19 protein-coding genes and 1 tRNA gene are annotated in these 19,787 nt (G+C 65.1%); 15 read left to right on the top strand and 5 right to left on the bottom strand.

What is annotated here, in order from left to right:
- Positions 1-108: 108 nt before the first annotated feature.
- From HOP03_17655 to HOP03_17710, 12 genes are all read left to right on the top strand, one after another.
- Entirely contained in the window at positions 109-876 is a 768-nt protein-coding gene (locus HOP03_17655; GenBank protein ID NOT89983.1) for a heme ABC transporter permease, read from the top strand.
- Positions 873-1,046, top strand: a complete 174-nt coding sequence (gene ccmD, locus HOP03_17660; protein NOT89984.1) for a heme exporter protein CcmD — start codon at positions 873-875, stop codon at positions 1,044-1,046. Before HOP03_17655 ends, ccmD begins: the two co-directional genes overlap by 4 nt.
- Entirely contained in the window at positions 1,043-1,564 is a 522-nt protein-coding gene (gene ccmE / locus HOP03_17665; protein NOT89985.1) for a cytochrome c maturation protein CcmE, read from the top strand. The genes ccmD and ccmE overlap by 4 nt, the downstream gene beginning before the upstream one ends.
- Positions 1,565-1,576: 12 nt before the next feature.
- Complete coding sequence (locus tag HOP03_17670; GenBank protein ID NOT89986.1) at positions 1,577-3,622, top strand: heme lyase CcmF/NrfE family subunit; 2,046 nt, start codon at positions 1,577-1,579, stop codon at positions 3,620-3,622.
- The gene (locus HOP03_17675; GenBank protein NOT89987.1) at positions 3,622-4,167 is read left to right on the top strand and encodes a DsbE family thiol:disulfide interchange protein; all 546 of its coding nucleotides are present in this window, start codon (positions 3,622-3,624) and stop codon (positions 4,165-4,167) included. Before HOP03_17670 ends, HOP03_17675 begins: the two co-directional genes overlap by 1 nt.
- Positions 4,168-4,169: 2 nt before the next feature.
- Positions 4,170-4,781, top strand: a complete 612-nt coding sequence (locus tag HOP03_17680; protein NOT89988.1) for a redoxin family protein — start codon at positions 4,170-4,172, stop codon at positions 4,779-4,781.
- Positions 4,782-4,786: 5 nt separating this feature from the next.
- Positions 4,787-5,227: a cytochrome c-type biogenesis protein CcmH gene (locus HOP03_17685; protein NOT89989.1), complete on the top strand. Its 441-nt coding sequence runs from the start codon at positions 4,787-4,789 to the stop codon at positions 5,225-5,227.
- A complete protein-coding gene (locus HOP03_17690) occupies positions 5,227-6,249 on the top strand; it encodes a cytochrome C biogenesis protein (GenBank protein NOT89990.1) in 1,023 nt (340 codons plus the stop codon). The genes HOP03_17685 and HOP03_17690 overlap by 1 nt, the downstream gene beginning before the upstream one ends.
- Before the next feature lie 20 nt (positions 6,250-6,269).
- Entirely contained in the window at positions 6,270-7,211 is a 942-nt protein-coding gene (locus HOP03_17695) for a hypothetical protein (protein ID NOT89991.1), read from the top strand.
- Between the two features lie 79 nt (positions 7,212-7,290).
- On the top strand, positions 7,291-8,406 hold the full coding sequence (locus HOP03_17700; GenBank protein ID NOT89992.1) for a homoserine O-acetyltransferase: 1,116 nt from the start codon (positions 7,291-7,293) through the stop codon (positions 8,404-8,406).
- Positions 8,407-8,665: 259 nt separating this feature from the next.
- Positions 8,666-9,244 (top strand): cysteine dioxygenase family protein, encoded by a 579-nt coding sequence (locus HOP03_17705; GenBank protein ID NOT89993.1) that lies wholly within the window; start codon positions 8,666-8,668, stop codon positions 9,242-9,244.
- A 51-nt stretch (positions 9,245-9,295) separates the two neighbouring features.
- Positions 9,296-9,382 (top strand) — tRNA-Leu (locus HOP03_17710).
- A 128-nt stretch (positions 9,383-9,510) separates the two neighbouring features.
- Here the strand turns inward: HOP03_17710 and HOP03_17715 are convergent.
- Positions 9,511-9,858, bottom strand: coding sequence for a hypothetical protein (locus HOP03_17715; protein ID NOT89994.1), 348 nt, complete (start codon positions 9,856-9,858; stop codon positions 9,511-9,513).
- Between the two features lie 12 nt (positions 9,859-9,870).
- Positions 9,871-11,673 (bottom strand): DNA helicase RecQ, encoded by a 1,803-nt coding sequence (gene recQ, locus HOP03_17720; protein ID NOT89995.1) that lies wholly within the window; start codon positions 11,671-11,673, stop codon positions 9,871-9,873.
- 111 nt (positions 11,674-11,784) lie between these two features.
- Here recQ and HOP03_17725 point away from each other — a divergent pair, with 111 nt between their 5' ends.
- From HOP03_17725 to HOP03_17735, 3 genes are all read left to right on the top strand, one after another.
- The gene (locus tag HOP03_17725; GenBank protein NOT89996.1) at positions 11,785-12,456 is read left to right on the top strand and encodes a hypothetical protein; all 672 of its coding nucleotides are present in this window, start codon (positions 11,785-11,787) and stop codon (positions 12,454-12,456) included.
- Positions 12,457-12,531: 75 nt separating this feature from the next.
- Entirely contained in the window at positions 12,532-13,140 is a 609-nt protein-coding gene (locus HOP03_17730) for a hypothetical protein (protein ID NOT89997.1), read from the top strand.
- A gap of 120 nt (positions 13,141-13,260) precedes the next feature.
- Complete coding sequence (locus HOP03_17735; protein NOT89998.1) at positions 13,261-14,286, top strand: patatin-like phospholipase family protein; 1,026 nt, start codon at positions 13,261-13,263, stop codon at positions 14,284-14,286.
- A gap of 79 nt (positions 14,287-14,365) precedes the next feature.
- Here the strand turns inward: HOP03_17735 and HOP03_17740 are convergent, their stop codons facing one another.
- The 3 genes from HOP03_17740 to HOP03_17750 form a co-directional block, all read right to left on the bottom strand.
- Positions 14,366-16,411 carry a hypothetical protein gene (locus HOP03_17740; protein ID NOT89999.1) on the bottom strand — a complete coding sequence of 682 codons (2,046 nt, stop codon included), beginning with the start codon at positions 16,409-16,411 and terminating at the stop codon, positions 14,366-14,368.
- Positions 16,412-16,688: 277 nt separating this feature from the next.
- Entirely contained in the window at positions 16,689-18,029 is a 1,341-nt protein-coding gene (locus HOP03_17745; protein NOT90000.1) for a DEAD/DEAH box helicase, read from the bottom strand.
- A 302-nt stretch (positions 18,030-18,331) separates the two neighbouring features.
- Positions 18,332-19,705 (bottom strand): MBL fold metallo-hydrolase, encoded by a 1,374-nt coding sequence (locus HOP03_17750; protein NOT90001.1) that lies wholly within the window; start codon positions 19,703-19,705, stop codon positions 18,332-18,334.
- Between the last annotated feature and the right edge of the window lie 82 nt (positions 19,706-19,787).

Here is a 19,787-nt window from a genome sequence, read left to right on the forward strand (position 1 = left end):
GGGTCACCCGGCATCTTCGCACCACGACACTGCTCGGCCATTCAAACTCCGCCATCATCATCTCCCCAATGCTTGATCGAGTGATCCGTCGCACATGAAGCCCCACCCATGAACCCCCTCGTCCGCTGGTTCCACCAACTCGGTTCGCCGCCGTACTTCGACCGCTTCGCGGCGCGCTGGGCGCCGTGGTGCTTCGGCCTGGGCGTGCTGGTCATGCTCTGGGGCGGCTGGCAGGGCTTGTTCGTCGTTCCCGCCGATTACCAGCAGGGCGACAGCTTCCGCATCCTCTACATCCATGTGCCCTCGGCATGGATGAGCATGTTCATCTTCGCGCTGATGGCGTTCTATGCGGCCATCGCGCTGATCTGGCGGATCAAGCTGTGCGAGATCCTGGCCATGGCCTGCGCGCCGATCGGTGCGGCCTTCACCGTGATCACCCTGGCCACCGGCTCGATCTGGGGCAAGCCGATGTGGGGCACGTGGTGGGAATGGGACCCGCGGCTGACCAGCGAGCTGATCCTGCTGTTCCTGTATCTGGGCGTGATCGGTCTGTACCAGGCGATCGACGACCGCCGCAACGCCGCGCGCGCCGCCGGTCTGCTGGCGATCGTCGGGGTCGCGCTGCTGCCGGTGATCCGCTACTCGGTGACCTGGTGGAACTCGCTGCACCAGGGCCAGACCATCCGCATGTTCGGCGAATCGAGCATGGATGCCAGCATGATTCCGCCGCTGGTGGCGATCGTGCTGGGGACCAAGCTGTGGTTCGTCGGTTCGCTGCTGCTGCGGGCGCGCGCGGACAATCTGGAACGCGAAGCGGGCAAGGACTGGGTGCGGCAGCGTGCGGGGATCGACACCGCAGCGGAGCGTGGGCCATGACCTATCTGGGCTATGTCGTCGCGGCCTACGCGATCTTCGCGGTGGTGCTGCTGTGGGACCTGGTCGCACCGCTGCTGCGCATCCGCCGTATCCTGCGCAACGTCTCTCTGCGTGCGAGGCGCGCATCCGCGCAACAAGACGCGCCCATTCCCACGGAGCTGCAACGATGAACCCCACCCGTAAACGCCGCCTCGTGCTGGTGCTGTTGCTGCTGGCTGCGGCCGTCGCCGCGACCGCGCTGGTGACGCTGGCGCTGCAGCGCAATGTCGCCTATCTGTACACGCCCAGCGAAATCCTCGCCGACGAAGCGGGCGCGAAGGTCAAGACCGGCGACGCGGTGTTCCGCCTCGGCGGCATGGTGGCGGCCGATTCGCTCCAGCGCGCCGAAGGCTCGATGGAAGCGCGGTTCAAAGTGACCGATGGCGACGGCGAACTGGAAGTGCGCTACACCGGGATTCTTCCGGATCTGTTCCGCGAGAAGCAGGCGGTGGTGGCGACCGGGCGGATGGACGGGCAGATCTTCATCGCCGAGCAGGTGCTGGCCAAGCACGACGAGACCTACGTGCCGAAGGAAGTGGCCGACAAGATGGGTTTGGCGCACAAGAAGCACAACGTACCCGAGGCGACGGGCGCCGCTGCAGCGGGAACACCCGCCGCGACAGCGCCGATGCCGATGCCGGAGCGCTGAGCGCGCATGCATCTGCTTCCGGAGTTCGGCCAGGTCGCGCTGATCCTCGCGTTGCTGGTCGCGTCGCTGCAGGCGATCCTGCCGCTGCTGGGTGCACAGCGCGGACTGGCGCCGTGGATGGCCATCGCACGACCGACGGCATGGGCGCAGTTGGTGCTGGTCGGCGCGGCCTTCGCGATCCTGACCTGGGCGTTCGTCGCGCAGGACTTTTCGTTGCGGTATGTCGCCACGAATTCCAATTCGCTGCTGCCGATGGTGTACCGCTATTCCGCCGTGTGGGGCGCACACGAAGGTTCGCTGCTGCTGTGGGCGCTGATCCTTTCGCTGTGGACCGCAGCGGTCGCGATGTTTTCGAAATCGCTGCCGGTGCGGGTGGTCGCCCGCGTGCTCGGGGTGATGGGCATCATCAACGTCGGCTTCCTCGCCTTCCTGATCTTCACCAGCAACCCGTTCGAGCGGATCCTGCCCGCCGCCGCCGAAGGCCGCGATCTCAACCCGCTGCTGCAGGATTTCGGCCTGATCGTGCATCCGCCGATGCTCTACATGGGCTACGTCGGCTTCGCGGTGCCGTTCGCGTTCGCGATCGCCGCGCTGCTCGATCGCAACGCCTCGCAGCCGGAGGAAGTCGCGCGCTGGCTGCGCTGGACGCGACCGTGGACCAATGTCGCGTGGGGCTTTCTGACCATCGGTATCGCGCTGGGCAGCTGGTGGGCGTACTACGAACTGGGCTGGGGCGGCTGGTGGTTCTGGGATCCGGTCGAGAACGCGAGCTTCATGCCGTGGCTGGCCGGTGCTGCGCTGCTGCATTCGCAGGCGATCACCGAGAAGCGTGGCAGTTTCCGCAGTTGGACCCTGCTGCTGGCGATCGCCACGTTCTCGCTGTCGCTGCTCGGGACGTTCCTGGTCCGTTCGGGCGTATTGACCAGCGTGCATGCGTTCGCGTCCGACCCCGGACGGGGTCTGTTCGTCCTGATTTTCCTCGGGCTGGTCGTCGGCGGTTCGCTGGTGCTGTACGCGCTGCGCGCACCGGACGTCGATGGCGGCAAGCCCTTCGTCGGCGCATCGCGCGAAGCACTGCTGCTGCTCAACAACGTCTTCCTCACCGCCGCCTGCGCGATGGTGCTGATCGGCACGCTGTATCCGCTGCTGGCCGATGCGCTGGAGCTCGGCAAGATTTCGGTCGGCCCGCCGTATTTTTCGCTGATGTTCATCGTGCTGATGGCGCCGATCGTGCTGTTGTTGCCGTTGGGACCGCTGATCCGCTGGCAGCGAGACGAACTCGCGCGCCCGCTGCGTCTGCTGCTGCCGTGGGCGGCGCTGGCGCTGGCGGCCGGGGCCATCGCCTACTTCCAGGCGCCGAATGGCCCCTGGAAAACCGCGGCCGGCGTCGCCGGTTCGGTGTGGATCGCATTCGGCACCGCGCGCTTCGTCTGGCAGCGGCTGCGCACGCACCGCAGCGCGCTGACGCCGGAAATGCTCGGCATGGTGCTGGCGCACAGCGGCATCGCGGTATTCCTGATCGGCGCGCTGCTGGTGGAAGCGCAGGTGCAGCAGCGCGAGATCGCGATGAAACCGGGACAGACGCTGATCCTTGGCCGCGACAGTTTCCGTTTCGATGGCGTCGAGCGATTGCAGGGACCGAACTACGCTGCGAGCCGCGGCACCGTGACCGTGTTCCGCGACGATCAACCCGTGATCACGCTGCATCCGGAAAAACGCGAATACGCCAGCGGCGGCCAGGTGATGACCGAAGCGGCGATCCGCCCGGGCGTGAGCCGCGACCTGTTCGTCGCGCTCGGCGAACCGCTGGGCGGCGATGCCTGGGCGGTACGCGTGCACATCAAACCCTTCATCCGCTGGATCTGGCTGGGCGCGATCATGATGGCGCTCGGTGGTTTCGTGACCGCAGTGGATCGGCGCTTCCGCAAACCCCGCGCCGCCGCCGACGATCACGCAGGCACCTTGTCCAGATTGGGCGCGCGCGAACAGAAGCGCGGCCGACAGGACGATCCCGGCATCGGCGACGGGATACCCGTGAACGACGGAGGCGCAGACTGATGCGCGCCAAACGCTGGCTTCCCTTCGCCGTATTCCTGTCGATCGCCGCGCTGCTCGCGACCGGCGTCTGGCTCAGCCGTCGCGACAACCGCGAAGCGCTGCCCTCGCCGCTGATCGGCAAACCGGCGCCGGAGTTCGCGCTGCCGGTGCTGCACGAGCCGAACCGCACCGTGACCTCGAAGGAACTGCACGGCCAGCCGTATCTGTTGAACGTGTGGGGCAGCTGGTGCGCGGAATGCCAGGTCGAGCATCCGGTGATCACCCGCTTCGCCGAAACCAAACGGCTGCGCGTGATCGGCTACAACTGGAAGGACGAACCGGCCGACGCGCTGGCGTGGCTGGAACGCTTCAACAATCCTTACTGGCTGGTGTTGGCGGATGTCGAAGGCGGCACCGCGATCGATTTCGGCATCTACGGTGCGCCGGAAACGTTTCTGGTCGACGCGAACGGCATCGTGCGCTGGAAGCATGTCGGCGCGATGACCGATGCCATCGTTCGCGACGAACTGCTGCCGGCACTGGACGCCGCAGAGCGCAGCCGATAACGATGGCGACGCCGACCGACCACCTGCCGCAGCCGCCGCAGCGGACCTCCACGCGACCGCCGCTCAAGCACTGGCTGGGGATGATCGCGGCATTCTTCGTCCTGCTGTTCGTCATGACCTTCGGCGCGGAAGTCCTGAACTACGCGTATCGCAGCTACACCAAACCGCCGGCATCGCGACTGGTCGGCCAACCGCTTCCGGAGTTCACGATGCCGACGCTGGGCGACCCCGCGCGGACGGTCTCGCGGCAGGAACTGCTCGGAACGCCCTATCTGCTCAGCACCTGGTCGAGCTGGTGCTACGGTTGCAAGGAAGAACATCCGACCGTCGCCCGGTTCGCCGAAAGCAAACGGATCAAGGTGATCGGTTTCAATATCCAGGACGAACCGCAGGATGCCAACGCATGGCTGGAACATTACGGCGATCCATACGCATTCACCCTCGTCGACGGCACCGGACGCACCGCGAACCGGATGGAAATCTTCACCTCGCCGCATCACGTGCTGATCGATGCCAAGGGCGTGGTCCGCTGGAAGCGCAGTGCGATCATGGACGAGCGCATGGTCCGCGACGAATTGCTGCCCATGATCGAAACCATGGAGCGCCAGCAATGATCGCGATGCTCCGCCGCTGCGTGCTGGTTCTGCTGCTGATGCTCGCCGCTGCACCGGCATTCGCGCAGAAAGCCTCGGACCCCGCGCCGCTGCAGTTCCGCGACAGCGCCGAAGCGCAGCGGTTCCACGATCTGGTCGCGGAACTGCGCTGCGTGATGTGCCAGAACCAGTCGCTGGCCGATTCCAACGCGCAGATCGCGGTCGATCTGCGCCACGAAGTGCTCGCGCTGATGCGCGAAGGCCGCAGCGATGCGGACGTGCGCGACTTCCTGGTCGCGCGCTACGGCGAGTTCGTGCTGTATCGGCCACGGGTCAGCGGCACGACCTGGTTATTGTGGTTCGGCCCGCTGCTGTTCGCGCTGGGCGGCGGCGTCGTGGTCTGGCGTCTGCTGCGCCGCGATGGCAAGACGCCGCCGCCTCCGATCGACGACACGCAGGAGTGGTGATGTCCTCTTCCCTCATCTTCGCGCAGGTCAGCGCCGTCGCGACGCTATTGGTCTTCGGTCTCGTGCTGCGCCCGCTGTGGCACGCCAGGCGCCTGTCCACCCTGCTGCTGATCGCCGGGCTCACGCTGACCTCCGCCAGCATCTATCGGCTGGTCGGCAACCCGGGCGCGCTCGATGCCTCGATGGTCGAACGTCCGCGGAATATCGAGCAGGCGCTGACCCAGCTCGAGCGCAATCGCGACAGCTTCCCGGATCACGAAGGCTGGGTGATGTTGGCCAGCACCTACGCCCGCGTCGGCAAGTTCGAGCAGGCGCGCGACGCTTGGGACGAAGTGCTGAAGCGCGTGCCGGACGACGCGAATTTCCTCGCCGCCGCTGCGGAATCGCGTGCGCAGTCGGACGCGCAGCGCCGCTTCGATCCGCGCGCGGTCGAATATCTGCAGCATGCGCTCAAGATCGATCCGCAACACCAGCGCGCGCGCCTGTTCATGGGGATCGCACTGCGCCAGCAGGACAAACCCGCCGATGCGGCGCGGATGTGGGAACCGCTGCTCGCACAGGTCGATGCGGCCAACGCGACAACGCTGCGCGCCGAAGTCGACGCCGCGCGCAAGGACGCGGGTCTGCCGCCCTTGCCGCAGCCCGCCGCCGCGCCCGCATCGAAAGGACCTGCATCGAAGGGAATTGTTGTCGAGGTCGCGCTGGATCCCGCATTCGCCGCGCGCGTCCGGCTGCGCGGCGACGCCACCGTATTCGTGATCGCGCGTGCCCCGAACGGTCCACCGATGCCGGTCGCGGTGGAAAAACACAGCGTCGCCGATCTGCCTCTGACGGTGACGCTCGACGACGCCGATGGCCCGATGCCGACGGCCAAGCTGTCGGCGCTGCAGGAAGTCGACGTGATCGCCCGCATCTCGGAGAGCGGCAATCCCATGCGTCAGGAAGGCGACCTGGAATCGAAATCCGTGCGCGTTCAGTTGCCCGCGAAGCAAACGGTCAAGCTCACGCTCGGCTCGGAATGACCGCCGCACCGGCGTCCCGCATGCATCGTGTCGCCGGCCACGCACGTTGGCTGGCCCTGCCCTGCGCGTCCGGTCTGCTGCTGCCGCTGCTCGGCCGCCTGTGGTCCCCGGCTTCGAATACGACGGTGTGGTTGCTCGATCTCGCCGCGCACTGGCAACTGTTGTACGCGCTCTGCTGGCTCGCGCTGTGTCTGCTGTACGCCGCGCGCAGCTGGCGATGGCTGCTGCTCGCACCGCTGGCGCTGCTGCCGCTGTTCAGCACCAGCATGCCGCTGCAACGCGTGGAAGACCGCAAACCGGCGCTGATCGTCGCTGCCGCGAACGTCAACCTGGCCAATCGCGATCCCACCCCGCTGGTCGCCTGGCTGCGCGCGCAACCTGCGGATGTGGTGATGCTCAGCGAGCTGACGCCCGCCTATGCCGATGCGCTGGTACGCCAACTCGGCGACGACTATCCGCATCGCGAGTTCGCATCCGACGATTCGCCATTCGGCATCGGCCTGCTCTCGCGCACGCCGCTGACCTCAGTCGAACTGCACGCCAGCGCCGACGGCATTCCATTCCTCACCGCGATGATCAGGAGCGGGAATGTGCCGATCCGGGTCGTCGCCGTCCATCCGATGCCGCCGATGGCCCCGCATTGGCATGGCGAACGCGATGCGCTGCTGCGGATGCTGGCGCAGCAGACGGGACGCACTCCGACCGTCGTCGCAGGCGACCTCAATGCCACGCCGTGGTCCACCGCGATGATCGGCGCGACGCACGACGGCCTGTTCCGCGCCACCTGCCACGCGCCGACATGGCCCGTGTGGGGACGTGGCGTCTTCGGCATTCCGATCGATCATGTCCTCGCCACCATGCACTGGCGGCAGGCGGGATCCAGCCGCGGCCCGGACATCGGCTCCGACCATTACCCCGTTCGCGCGACCCTGGTCTGGCTCGATGGCCGCGATATGGAGTGACTGTCACCTCGCCACCCTCGGAATACAGCGGCCCATCGCGTACGATCCGCGCTCCCGCCCGGATCGATAGACTTCACGGATGACCGAATTCATACCTGCCGGCAGCCGCTTCCTCGAGCTGCCCTCGCCGTTCCCGATGAAACGCGGCGGGGCCCTGCTCGGCGCGCGCATGGCCTACGAGACCTGGGGCGCACTGAACGCCGCTGGCGACAACGCCATCCTCATCCTCACCGGGCTGTCGCCCGATGCTCATGCCGCCAGCCACGCCGACAATCCCGATCCGGGCTGGTGGGAAGCGATGCTGGGCCCCGGCAAACCCATCGACACCGACCGCTGGTACGTGGTCTGCGTGAATTCGCTGGGCAGTTGCAAGGGGTCGACGGGCCCCGGATCGATCGATCAAGCCACCGGCCAGACCTATCGCCTGGGCTTTCCCGATCTGTCGGTGGAAGACTGCGCCGACGCCGCCGCGCACGTGGTCCACAGCCTGGGAATCGGCCGCCTCGCCTGCGTGATCGGCAATTCGATGGGCGGCATGGTCGCGCTGTCGGTGCTCCAGCGCTTCCCGGGGATCGCCCATGGCCATATCAACATCTCCGGCGCAGCCCGGGCGCTGCCGTTCTCGATCGCCATCCGCTCGCTGCAGCGCGAAGCGATCCGGCTCGACCCGCAGTGGAGCAACGGCGGCTACACCGACGAGGCCTATCCCGAGGCCGGCATGCGCATGGCGCGCAAGCTCGGCGTGATCACCTACCGCTCGGCGCTGGAGTGGGACGGCCGCTTCGGCCGCGTGCGCCTGGACTCCGACCGCCGCCTCGGCGACGACCCGTTCGGGCTCGAATTCGAGGTCGAGAACTACCTCGAAGGCCACGCGCGGCGTTTCGTCCGCCGCTTCGACCCCAACAGCTATCTCTATCTCAGTCGCTCGATGGACTGGTTCGACCTCGGAGAGTCCTGCCACGGCACCTGCGAGCAGGGCCTGTCCAGGTTGCGCGTGAACCGCGCGCTCGCCATCGGCGTGCACACCGACATCCTGTTCCCGATCCAGCAGCAGCAGGAAATCGCCGACGGTCTGCTCGCCGGCGGGGTCGACGCCCGTTGCCTGGCGCTGCCATCGCCGCAGGGCCACGACGCCTTTCTCGTCGATATCGCCCGCTTCGGACCTGCCGTCCGCGAATTCCTCGATTCCCTGTAAGCCCGGCTTCTGCAGGCGCAGCTCTTGCAGGAACCGCTCTTGTAGGAGCGGCTTCAGCCGCGAAGCCCACAACACGCCAGCGCTACCGCCGAGCGCAATCCGGGGACACCCCTGGATTGCGTTCAACGTCATGCCCGAAACGTCGCTGGCTTCGCGGCTGAAGCCGCTCCTACGAATGCGGCGCCCGCCGGCCCATGACCCGCCGACGCTGCTAGAATCCGACTCATAACCCGGCAGAATGCCTTTATAGGATTTCGTCATGACGATGCTCGATTTCCCCGGCCGCGCCCATCTGATCGAATCCATCGACGCCGCCGTCGCCCTTGGCGACCATGCCGCCGTGGCCCAGGCCCTGCGCGGTTCGCTGTGCCGGATGATGCGCGAGAACACCGTCGCACTACCCGCCTGCGTGCTGGACCCGGTCGAAGGCCATTACGCCCGCCGCGAACTCTACGTCAGCCCGAAGCACGGCTACGTCGTCATCGCCATGACCTGGGGGCCCGGACAGGGCACGCCGATCCACGACCATTCCGGACTGTGGTGCGTCGAAGGCGTCTGGCACGGCCAGCTCGAAATCACCCAGTACGACCTCAGCGAACAACGCGGCGACCGCTATCGGTTCACCGACGTCGGCAGCCTGATCGCCGGCACCGGCTCCGCCGGCAGCCTGATCCCGCCGCACGAGTACCACACCATCCGCAACGCCAGCGACACCGATACCGCCGTCTCGCTGCACATCTACCAGCGCACGATGACCTGCTGCGGCATCTTCGACGCCGCCGGCGACGGCTGGCATGTCTATGCCAGCAAACAGTTGCAACTGGACCACGCTGCCTGAGCCGCCGACCCGTCGCGGCCCACGGCGACCTCGGCTATACTGCCGCCCCGCGCCGAAGTGGCGGAATCGGTAGACGCAGCGGACTCAAAATCCGCCGCCCTTAAAAGCGTGAGGGTTCGAGTCCCTCCTTCGGCACCAGGCCAGAGACGCGATCTGGCAGCGACGGCTTCCAACGAGCCATCGCGAGGGGAAACCTTCGATAGAAAGTAAAAAGGCCACGCTCTCGCGTGGCCTTTTGCGTCATTGGCATCTCGATCGTGGCCCGATCATTTTTTCGGCTTTGGCTTCTTGAAAAAATAATACAAGCCGAGAACGAGCAACACGGCACCGAAGACCAACGCACCCGTCTGGCCGTTCTTGTAGGCTGCCGAATCCGCTTCCGATGCCGAGGACAGGAATCCATTGATCAAGATCAATGCCCCCCAAATCACGCCAATCGCACCGAATATTCTATTTCTCACAGGCTGCACTCCTCGATCCACACGAAAGCACTCTTTATATCGCAACACGTGCTGCATTGGGGTCGGCATCGCTGATCCGGCACCTCTCCCCGCACGACAGAAACCGAGGTCGCCTTCAGACAGACCATCGGAAAAATACTCAAGCGACAGCATGGCTTTGACAGCTCACCCCTGCTCCCGCACCACCTCCAACACCTCCGCGCCGTAACGCTCCAGCTTGGCGCCGCCGATGCCGCCGACCTGCGCGAGTTCGCCCATCGAATCGGGGCGACGTTCGGCGATATTGCGTAGCGTGCTGTCGTGGAAGATCACGTAGGCGGGGACGTTCTGTTCCTTCGCGAGTCGCGCACGCAGATCGCGCAGCGCCTGGAAGAGATGCAGATCCTGCGCTTGTACAGGCAGGCCGGTGCGCGGGCCGCTGTCGCGGTCCCGCGATTTCTTGCTGGGCAACTCCTTGCGCAGCACCACCGTCTGCCCGCCGGTCAGCACCACGCGGCTGGCGTCGGTCAGACGCAGGCCGCCGAAACCTTCGGCATCGACTTCCAGCAATCCCGCAGCGACCAGCTGACGGAACACGCCGCGCCACGTTTTGGCGTCGAGGTCGGCGCCGATACCGTAGGTGCTGAGCTTGTCGTGTCCGAACTGGCGGATGCGTTCGCCCTCGCCGCCGCGCAGCACGTCGATCAAATGCACCGCGCCGAAACGCTGGCCGGTGCGGTAAACGCAGCTCAGCGCCTTGCGCGCGGCCTGGGTCGCGTCCCAACTGTTGGCCGGCTGCAGGCAGTTGTCGCAGTAACCGCAAGGTTGCGGGTAGGTTTCGCCGAAGCCCGCCAGCAGCACCTGGCGCCGGCACTGCATCGATTCGCAGTAGCCGAGCAGTTGATCGAGCTTGCGGCGCTCCAACTGCTTGCGCTCCTCGCCGGCTTCGGACTGCTCGATCATCTGCTTGAGCAGCACCATGTCGCCAAGGCCGTAGCAGAGCCAGGCTTCGGCGGGCTCGCCGTCGCGACCGGCGCGGCCGGTTTCCTGGTAATAGCCTTCGAGCGATTTCGGCAGATCGACATGCGCGACGAAACGCACATCGGGCTTGTCGATGCCCATGCCGAACGCGATGGTCGCGACCATCACCACGCCGTCCTCGCGCAGGAATCGGCGCTGGTTCGCGGCGCGCACTTCGGCATCGAGTCCGGCGTGATACGGCAGCGCCTTGAACCCGAGGCCCGCAAGCGTTTCGGCGGTCTGATCGACCTTGCGCCGCGACAGGCAGTAGACGATGCCTGCCTCGTCGCGATGTTCGCGCAGGAAATCGAGCAGTTGGCGCTTGCCGTTCTCCTTCTGCACCACCGTGTAGCGGATGTTGGGGCGGTCGAAGGAACTGACGAACCACTGCGCGTCTTCCAACTGCAGGCGTTCGGCGATCTCGCGCTGGGTCGGCGGGTCGGCGGTCGCGGTCAACGCGATCCGCGGCACGTCGGGCCAACGCTCGTGCAGCACCGTGAGTTCGCGGTATTCGCGGCGGAAATCGTGGCCCCACTGCGACACGCAGTGCGCCTCGTCGATCGCGAACAGCGCCACTTTTGCGCGGTCCAGCAGCGACAGGAAACGTGAAGTCAGCAGCCGCTCGGGCGCGACGTACAGCAGATCGAGTTCGCCGGCCAGCATCGCGCGTTCGATCCGCGACGCCGATTCGGCGTCCAGCGTGGAGTTGAGGAACTCGGCGCGCACGCCGACCTGGCGCAGGGCTTCGACCTGATCCTGCATCAATGCGATCAGCGGCGACACCACCACGCCGACGCCGTCGCGCAGCAGCGCGGGCACCTGATAGCACAGCGACTTGCCGCCGCCGGTGGGCATGAGCACCAGCGCGTCGCCGCCGGCCGCGATGTGTTCGATGATCGCCTGCTGCGGGCCGCGGAAATCGGCATGGCCGAAGATGCGGCGCAGCAGGCTCTGGGGAGATTCCTGCATGACCGCTAGGTTATCAGGTGCCGCAAATCCGCCGCTGTCGGGAAATCCCGTATCGCGCATCGGACAAACACTCGCGCTAGTCTCCGGCTCCGCCCCTCGACGGAGACCGCCTTGTCGCGCAACCGGACCCTGCTGTTCGCCCTGAGCGGTGCGCTGGTCCTGCTGGCGTGTCTGGATTCGCCGGTATTGCTGCCCTACCCGTTGCTGGTGCTGGCGGTGCTGCGCGGCTGGCGTCTGCCGCGCATCGGCGGCGCCGGAACATCGCTGATGCTGTCGATGCTGCTCGCGAGCCTTGTGTTGGAAACCGGCGCCTGGGCACACAACTACCTGCGCGACGCTCCGGAACCCGCGCTGTTCCATCCGCAGCTCATCCCGGATCTGGTCATCGCGATCGGTGTCTACGCATCGTGGTGGCTGACGTGGTGGTGGATGCTGCGCAGGTCCGGGTTCACGACGCTGCAGGTCTTCCTCACCTCCGGTTTGTACGGGGTCCTGATCGAGCAACAGGGCAGGATCTTCATCGCCGGCCTGTCGACGATGCCGATGGGGCTGCTGTTATGGGCCTTCGTCGCACTGGCCTATGGCGCGACGATGGCGCTGGCGACCTTTCTCGTCCGCGAGCGCTTCGACGCCCAGCGCGAGATGCGGTGGAAGCTGCCGCTGACCTGGCTGCTCCTGTTCGCGATGACCTTCGCCACCAGTTTCGTCTGGGGGCTCGTGCTGCAGGCCACCGATGCGATCCCACCGAAGAAGCTGCCGATGCGCGAGCATCCGTTCTGGTGATCGACGGACGCGACTGCGACGGACTGCGATCAGCCCGCTACACTGCCCGGGTATCCAGATTCCCGGGAAGCGGGCATGAAAAGCGCAGGCATCACCGTTGTCGTCGTCGCCAGTCTCGTAGGCGGCATCCTGCTTTACGAAGCGCTGAAGCCGGAACGGATGAACGAGCCCACCGCCGCCGAGATCAAGACGCAGATGGACAAGCTGCGCACCGAAGCCGCGCAGAAGAATCCAAACCTGCCGCAGAGCGACGCGATCAAGGAAGAGGCCACCAGGCAGGCCAGCGCGATGCTGAAAGACAGCGACGGCGAAACCCGCGCGCGCACCGCCGCCGGGCTGTTCTTCGGCTCGTATTTCATGAACACCCGCGCCCGGCCCGCGTACTGCCGCCAACGCGGCGTCGATCTGACCCCGTTCGTGACCGCCTTCGACCAGACCCACCGCGCCGAGCTGACCCGCGCCCGCGAGATCCTGGCCCGCGCCGGCATCGACCCGGAATCGATGGCGCCGAAACTGCAGGCGGAATTCGTCTCGCTGGTGGAGCAGGACATGAAGGACTTCGCCACCGGCGCGCAGGTCCAGCCGGAAAGCGCCTGCGAGTTGTTCAATCAGAACTCGAAGATCATCGCCGAAGCCATCGTGCTGCCGGCCGATGTGAAGCAGGCACTGATGGCGACGTACTGACCGCATCGCGCCCGTTCGCCCGATGCTGGCAGCGCAGGGACAGCGGTGGCATCGCCCGCATTACCTGCGTCCGGCGCTTTGCTGCGATCATGGTCGGGCTTTCCTCTCCGATCATCGCCCATGACTTCCCTGCGTTGCCTGCTGCTCGCCTTCGCCCTGACCCTGATCGCCGGCTGCGGCGGTCAGGCCACGAAACCCACGCAGCCCGCCCCCGTCGTGAAACCTGCACAGCCCGCACCGCCGGTGAAGATCCGCATCGGCATCGCCCTCGGCGGCGGCGCCGCGAAAGGTTTCGCGCATATCGGCGTGATCAAGATGCTCGAAGCCAACGGCTTCAAGCCCGAAGTGGTGTCCGGCACCAGCGCCGGCAGCGTGGTCGGCGCGCTCTACGCCAGCGGCATGGATGCATTCCAGATGCAGGAGCACGCGGTCGCGCTGGACGAAGCGCGGATCCGCGACGTGACCCTGTTCAATGGCGGACTGGTCCGCGGCCAGAAGCTGCAGGATTACGTCAACGAGATGGTCGGCAACCGCGCGTTCGACAGGATGAAGAAACCGTTCGCGGTGGTCTCGACCCAGCTCGAAACCGGCGCACGCACGGTGTTCGTGCGCGGCAATGTCGGCCAGGCCGTACGCGCGTCCTGCAGCATTCCGGGCGTGTTCGAACCGGTGAAAATCGACACGTTCCATTACGTCGACGGCGGCGTGGTCAGTCCGGTGCCGGTGGACGCCGCCCGCCAACTGGGCGCCGACTTCGTGATCGCCGTGGACATTTCCACCCGCATCACCGGCAAGACCCCGGAGAACCTGCTGGGCGTGGTGAATCAATCGATCACGATCATGGGCCAGAAACTCGGCGAGCAGGAACTCTCCCGCGCCGATGTCATCATCCGGCCCAGGGTCAACGACATCGGTCCCGCCGATTTCGAACAGCGCGCCCGTGCGATCCTCGAAGGCGAGAAAGCGGCGCTGGCGGCATTGCCGCAGATCCGGCTCAAACTCGAACAGATGCGCCAGGCGCGCGCGGCGGCGCAGGCGGCGAAGCGCAATCCCGCGCCGGCGCTGCCGGAAAAATGCGAAGAGCCCGGCTTCATCGGCGGATTGCTCGGCAAGGATGCGGAGTGCGGACCGAAGGGCAAGCGCTGAAACATCGGGACATGTTCAGCACCGGAATGAAGAAGGGCCGGCAATGCCGGCCCTTCGTTTTCAAAACCGACAATCTGATTCAGTGCGCATTGTTCAACCTGCGGAACATGGCTTCCTGCAGAAGAGCGCTTGCGCTGCAGCTGTGGTTCGACATGGCTGCCAGATCGCTCTGGCGACGCAATACGTCACCGAAACTGCGTGTCGTATATGACGGTGCCGGCATGGTCGGGTCCCCCTTCGGGAAGGTCGAAGGCGCGACCAGGGTCCCAACACCGGTCAGGAACTTCGACAAATGACTCTGGACATTGATATTGCGGGGAGTGATATGCACGAAATTGGTTTCCGGCGTCGAACCTGACGGGAACGATACCGCAGGCTTGCCGTTGTAGCGGGTTTCGCCAGCATGGCATGAGTCGCACGTATTCAACGAAAACTTGTGCCTGGCTTGGGGGCTGACAACGCCAGGCGCTTTCCAGACCGCACTGTCGACGACGGCCATATTGAGCGTCGAACCGGTCAGGAATGGCTGACTTGCCCATGAATTCGGCACGATGTGCGTCCCGCTCAATATCGCCGACAAATTCGAATTGATGTAGCTGGCCAGCAAGGCCGTGTTGTTGCGCGTGTGGTGCGGCGTGTTTTTTGTAGAGACGACATGCAGCATGTTGTCGCCCTGCAAATGAAACTCCCTCAGCTCCCACGGATCTCCGCTCGGGATCGGAGCCCGACCCGACAGCGCAGAAGCACTACCGATGGGTCCGCCATATCCATTGCCCAATGCGATTTCGTTCGTGCGGATCTGTTTGATCGCACTGCCATTGGGCTTCGTGCCGCCAGCGCCCGCCAGAGTGAACTGGTCAGTGATCGCTTGCAACGCGGGATTGAACGCAGCACTTCCGAGCGTGATGTTGCCCAAGGCAAGCCACTCTTGCGCATAGCTACGGATCGCCGTGCATTGATTGATCGGAATTTCGTATTCCAGGATGATCGTAAAGTCCATCTTCGAGCATCCGCCATTATTGTTGCGGTTCACGACACCGAACACGAAACGACCCTCGCCAGCATTGACCGGGATGCCGCCAGAACCGCCGTAACTCGAAGATCCGGTCGAAGAACTGCGCAGGTCCAGGCGGTTGACGATCGCAAGCAGGCGCATCGGCGACTGGTCGAGATCAAGCCTGCCGTTGGCGTCACGCGGCCATGGGTTGAGCACCAGGTTGTTCATTTTGGTGCGCGCGGGAATCGGGAACGGCGTGCCCGTATGCGTCGTATTCCAGGTCTGCAGCCAAGCCTCGACGAAATCGGCCGGGTGCACACTGGTCGAACTTTGATTCGCCATTTCCTTCATCAACGTCTTGAAAGTCCATGCGCCATCCGGGTCGCCCACATTGCCGCAGATGTCGAATGTGCGGGTCGGATCCTGGACCACCGAAAGATCGGTGATCATCAGCGTCTTCGCAGGATTCTGCTGAAACGAAATCGGGAGCGAAATCATGCTCTGGCGGATCGCTATCGGCAGCGAGCGGTCGCGCGCCGTCCTCAAGAACTCCGGATCGATGAATTCGAATTCGCTTTCCGCCACCAGTTCGCGTCCTTCGAACACCGGGAATTTCGTGGCCTTTGCCTCCACGATTTCCTGTTTGCGATTTTCCTGCTCCACCGCGAACAGATCGAAATCGAAATCGATCAATGCGGCGAATCGTTTCGAGTCCCGTGGATCGCGCTTCAGATGGTATACGCGCTTGTCGATGACGAACTTGACCTCTTCACCGAGCATTTCCGCATTTTCGTAACGGACGGCAAGCTCGGCGTTGCCTTCGGGGTTACCCTCTTTCTCTCGCGGCGTGAGTTCGACTTCCGATGCGAGCGGCGGATTTTCGTCGACTTCAGGCGGTGCCTGCTCTTTCCCGGACGCGCTGGCGGGCGCCGCAGACTGCACGAAAGCACGTGTCGAAGCCGATGGCGAAACATCCGCTTCGGCAGAAACGGGAGACGCATCGGCCTTATGGGCAAGCTCCGCCGTCGAAGGCGGGTCGCAAGCGGACAGACCGCACGAGAGGACCAGGACGCAAAAAGCGTTCAGAGCGCTTCTTGGGCCGGCGCAGGGAAGATGATCATGGGACATGTTGATTCACTCCTTGTGAATGCGATGGTTGACGCTGGGATCCTTCCACGAAACGTTCCAGCAGCATGTCGGCATGTGTGCTTCCACACGTCCGTTGTGTGCCGAAATCCCGCAGACCCCCGGTATGGGCGCATGTCGAGCGCAACAGGCAGCATGCGCACCATGCCTACTCGCGGCACAGGCATGATTCCGGACATTGACCCTGCAAATGAAAAAGGCCGGCGATGCCGGCCTTTTTCTTGTCAATCGATCACCTCGATTCGATTGATCGAAACAATCAAGCCCGCGAATCGCGCCTCGCAGCACCGGGCTTCGCCGCTCCGCCACGATGCGGTTTCTGGCCTGCGTGCGCGTGCGCGCTGCGGTCGGCCGGTTTGCCGTGCGGGCGATGGCTCGGCTTGCGCGGCGCGCTGTTGCCGCCCGGACGCTGGTGGCCGCCCCGATTGATCGGCGGCATCGGACCATCCATGCGAAGCGGGTTCTTCGGCGAAAAGCCTTCGACCACGTCCATCACCACATCGGTCTTGAGCAGGCGCTGGATCTGACGCAGCAGACCGGCTTCTTCCGACGACACCAGCGACAGCGCTTCGCCCTGCATGCCGTTGCGGCCGGTGCGGCCGATGCGATGGATATAGTCTTCGGCGACCATCGGCAGGTCGTGGTTGATCACCAGCGGCAGATTCGGGATGTCCAGACCGCGAGCGGCGACGTCGGTGGCGACCAGAATCCGCGCCTTGCCGGATTTGAACTGGTTCAGCGCCTTCTGACGCTGCGCCTGGCTCTTGTTGCCATGGATCGCGACCGCGGGCAGACCGGCGGTTTCGAGCTGTTCGGCCAGACGGTTGCAGCCGTGCTTGGTCTTGCCGAAGATCAGGACCTGGTCGCCGTGACGCTTGGTGAGGATGTCGATCAGCAGATCGCGCTTGCGCGAACCGTCGACCGGATGCACGCGGTGGGTGATGGTCGAGGCGATCGCATTCTGCGTCGACACCTGCACCTGCTGCGGGTTGCGCATGAATTCCATGGCCAACTGCTTGATCTGCGACTCGAACGTGGCCGAGAACAGCATCGTCTGCCGCTGCGCGGGCACACGGCCGAGGATGCGCTTCATCGCCGGCAGGAAGCCCATGTCGAGCATGCGGTCGGCTTCGTCCAGGATCAGGATCTCGACCGCATCGAGCTTGGCCGAACCGCGCTCCATGTGATCGATGAGGCGGCCGGGGGTCGCGACCAGGATATCGACGCCGCGACGCAGGTTGTCGACCTGCGGGCCCATGCCGGCGCCACCGAAGATCGTGGTGACATTGAGGCGCATGTGCTTGCCGTAGCTGCGAACGCTGTCGGCGACCTGCACCGCAAGCTCACGGGTCGGCACCAGGATCAGTGCGCGCGGCTTGCGCGGGCCGGTGGCGGGTTTGTTGCCCTCGACCAGACGCTGCAGCAGCGGCAACGCGAACGCGGCGGTCTTGCCGGTTCCGGTCTGGGCGCCGCCCAGAAGATCGTGGCCGGCCAATGCCAGCGGGATCGCCTGGACCTGGATCGGCGTCGGTGTGGTGTAGTTGTTTTCCGCGAGTGCGCGCAGAAGCGCAGGCGCAAGCCCGAGCGATTCGAATGTCATGTTTGTAGCTCCAGAAGCAGATGCCGCACCGCAAACGAATGCGGAGCGTTACTCGGAGCTTTCCAAAACCGCGCTGCGAGCAAAATGAAACGACGCGCCACATGGCGGGTCGTGTTCGGCGCGACGAAAGACGTGCGGGAGAGTGCTGCGGAACCGGTCGCTGCGATCAGCGGGGTTGCAGCGGGCTGCCATAGGAAAACGGGCCAGCCGTGCGCGAAACGAGTGGAACTGTACGCGAAAAGTATTTGATAAGCCAGCAAAAATCGCCTGCACCACCCATTGCGTCATTCAGTTTGAACGCCTCAGAGTTCGATTTCCAGTCCGGGCCGCGCCAAAGTCGCGGTGATCCCGTACGCCTCGCCCAACTCACCGGCCAGCGCCTCGCGCGCCTTGTCCTCGCCGTGGACAAGCGCCAGCGGTGGTCGTCCGGCGAACTGGCCGTACCAGTCCATGAGGCCGCGCTGATCGGTATGCGCCGACAGCCCACCGACCGTGTGCCGCTGCGCGTTCACGCGCACATCGTGCCCGTGGATACGCACCCACTTGGCGCCGTCGACGATCCGTCGCCCGGTCGTGCCCTCGGCCTGATAGCCGACGAACACGACATGCGTCTGGCGACGATGCAGCCGGTGCTTGAAGTGATGCAGGATGCGCCCGGCGTTGGCCATGCCCGAGCCCGCAATCACGATCGCGCCGCGTTCGATGCGGTTGATCGCCATCGACTCGTCCACGGTCTCGGTGATGTGCAGGTTCGGCAACTTGAACGGATTCGGGCGGGCGCGCCAGACCTGTTTGGCCTCGTCGTCGAACAGTTCCTGATGCCGACCGTACACATCGACCACCTTCGAGGCCATCGGGCTGTCGAGGAAGATCTGCCAGCGCGACATCTTCCAGTCGTCCCAGTGCTTGGCGAACCAGTACAGCAGCTCCTGCGTGCGACCGACCGCGAACGCCGGAATCAGCACGCAGCCGCCGGATCGCCAGGCGTCGTCGAGGATCTCTTCGAGCTCGTGGATGGTTTCGGCGCGCTCGCGATGCAGACGGTCGCCGTAGGTCGATTCCATCAGTACGAGGTCCGCTTCAGTGATGACCGCGGGGTCGCGCAGGATCGGCGTGCCTTTCGGGCCGAGGTCGCCGGAGAATACGAGCTTCTTGCCATCGCCCCACAGCTCGACGCTGCACGATCCGAGGATGTGGCCGGCGTCGCGGAAGCACATTTCCACGCCCGGAAAGAGTTCGGTGCGGGTGTCGTAGGGGATCGCTTCGACCTGCTGCATCGCCACGCGCACATCGTCCTTGGTATACAGCGGCACGGCTTCGGGCTGGCCGCGACGACGATCGCGATTGGCGCGCATCGCCTCGCCTTCGGCGATGCCGGCGGCGTCCATCAGCATCACCGGCATCAGGTCTGCGGTCGCGGTCTGGGCGTAGATCGGGCCACGGAACCCGCGTTGCACCAGCAACGGCACCCGGCCGATATGGTCGATGTGGGCGTGGCTGAGGATCAGCGCATCGATCCGCGACGGCTCGAACGGAAATGCCTCCGCATTCCGCGCCTCGGCCTCGGGGCTGCCCTGGATCATGCCGCAGTCGATCAGCAGTTGCTTGCCGCCGGTTTCGATCTCGTGCAGGGAACCGGTGACTTCACCGGCGGCGCCGTGGAAGAGTACGCGCATTGTCTTTTCGCCTGTTCCGGTCACATCCGCCGCAACTTACCACGGGCCGCTGCTGGTCCGGGAAGACCGCAACGAACACGGC

This window comes from Lysobacter sp. (assembly GCA_013141175.1).
GTDB lineage: Bacteria > Pseudomonadota > Gammaproteobacteria > Xanthomonadales > Xanthomonadaceae > Lysobacter_I.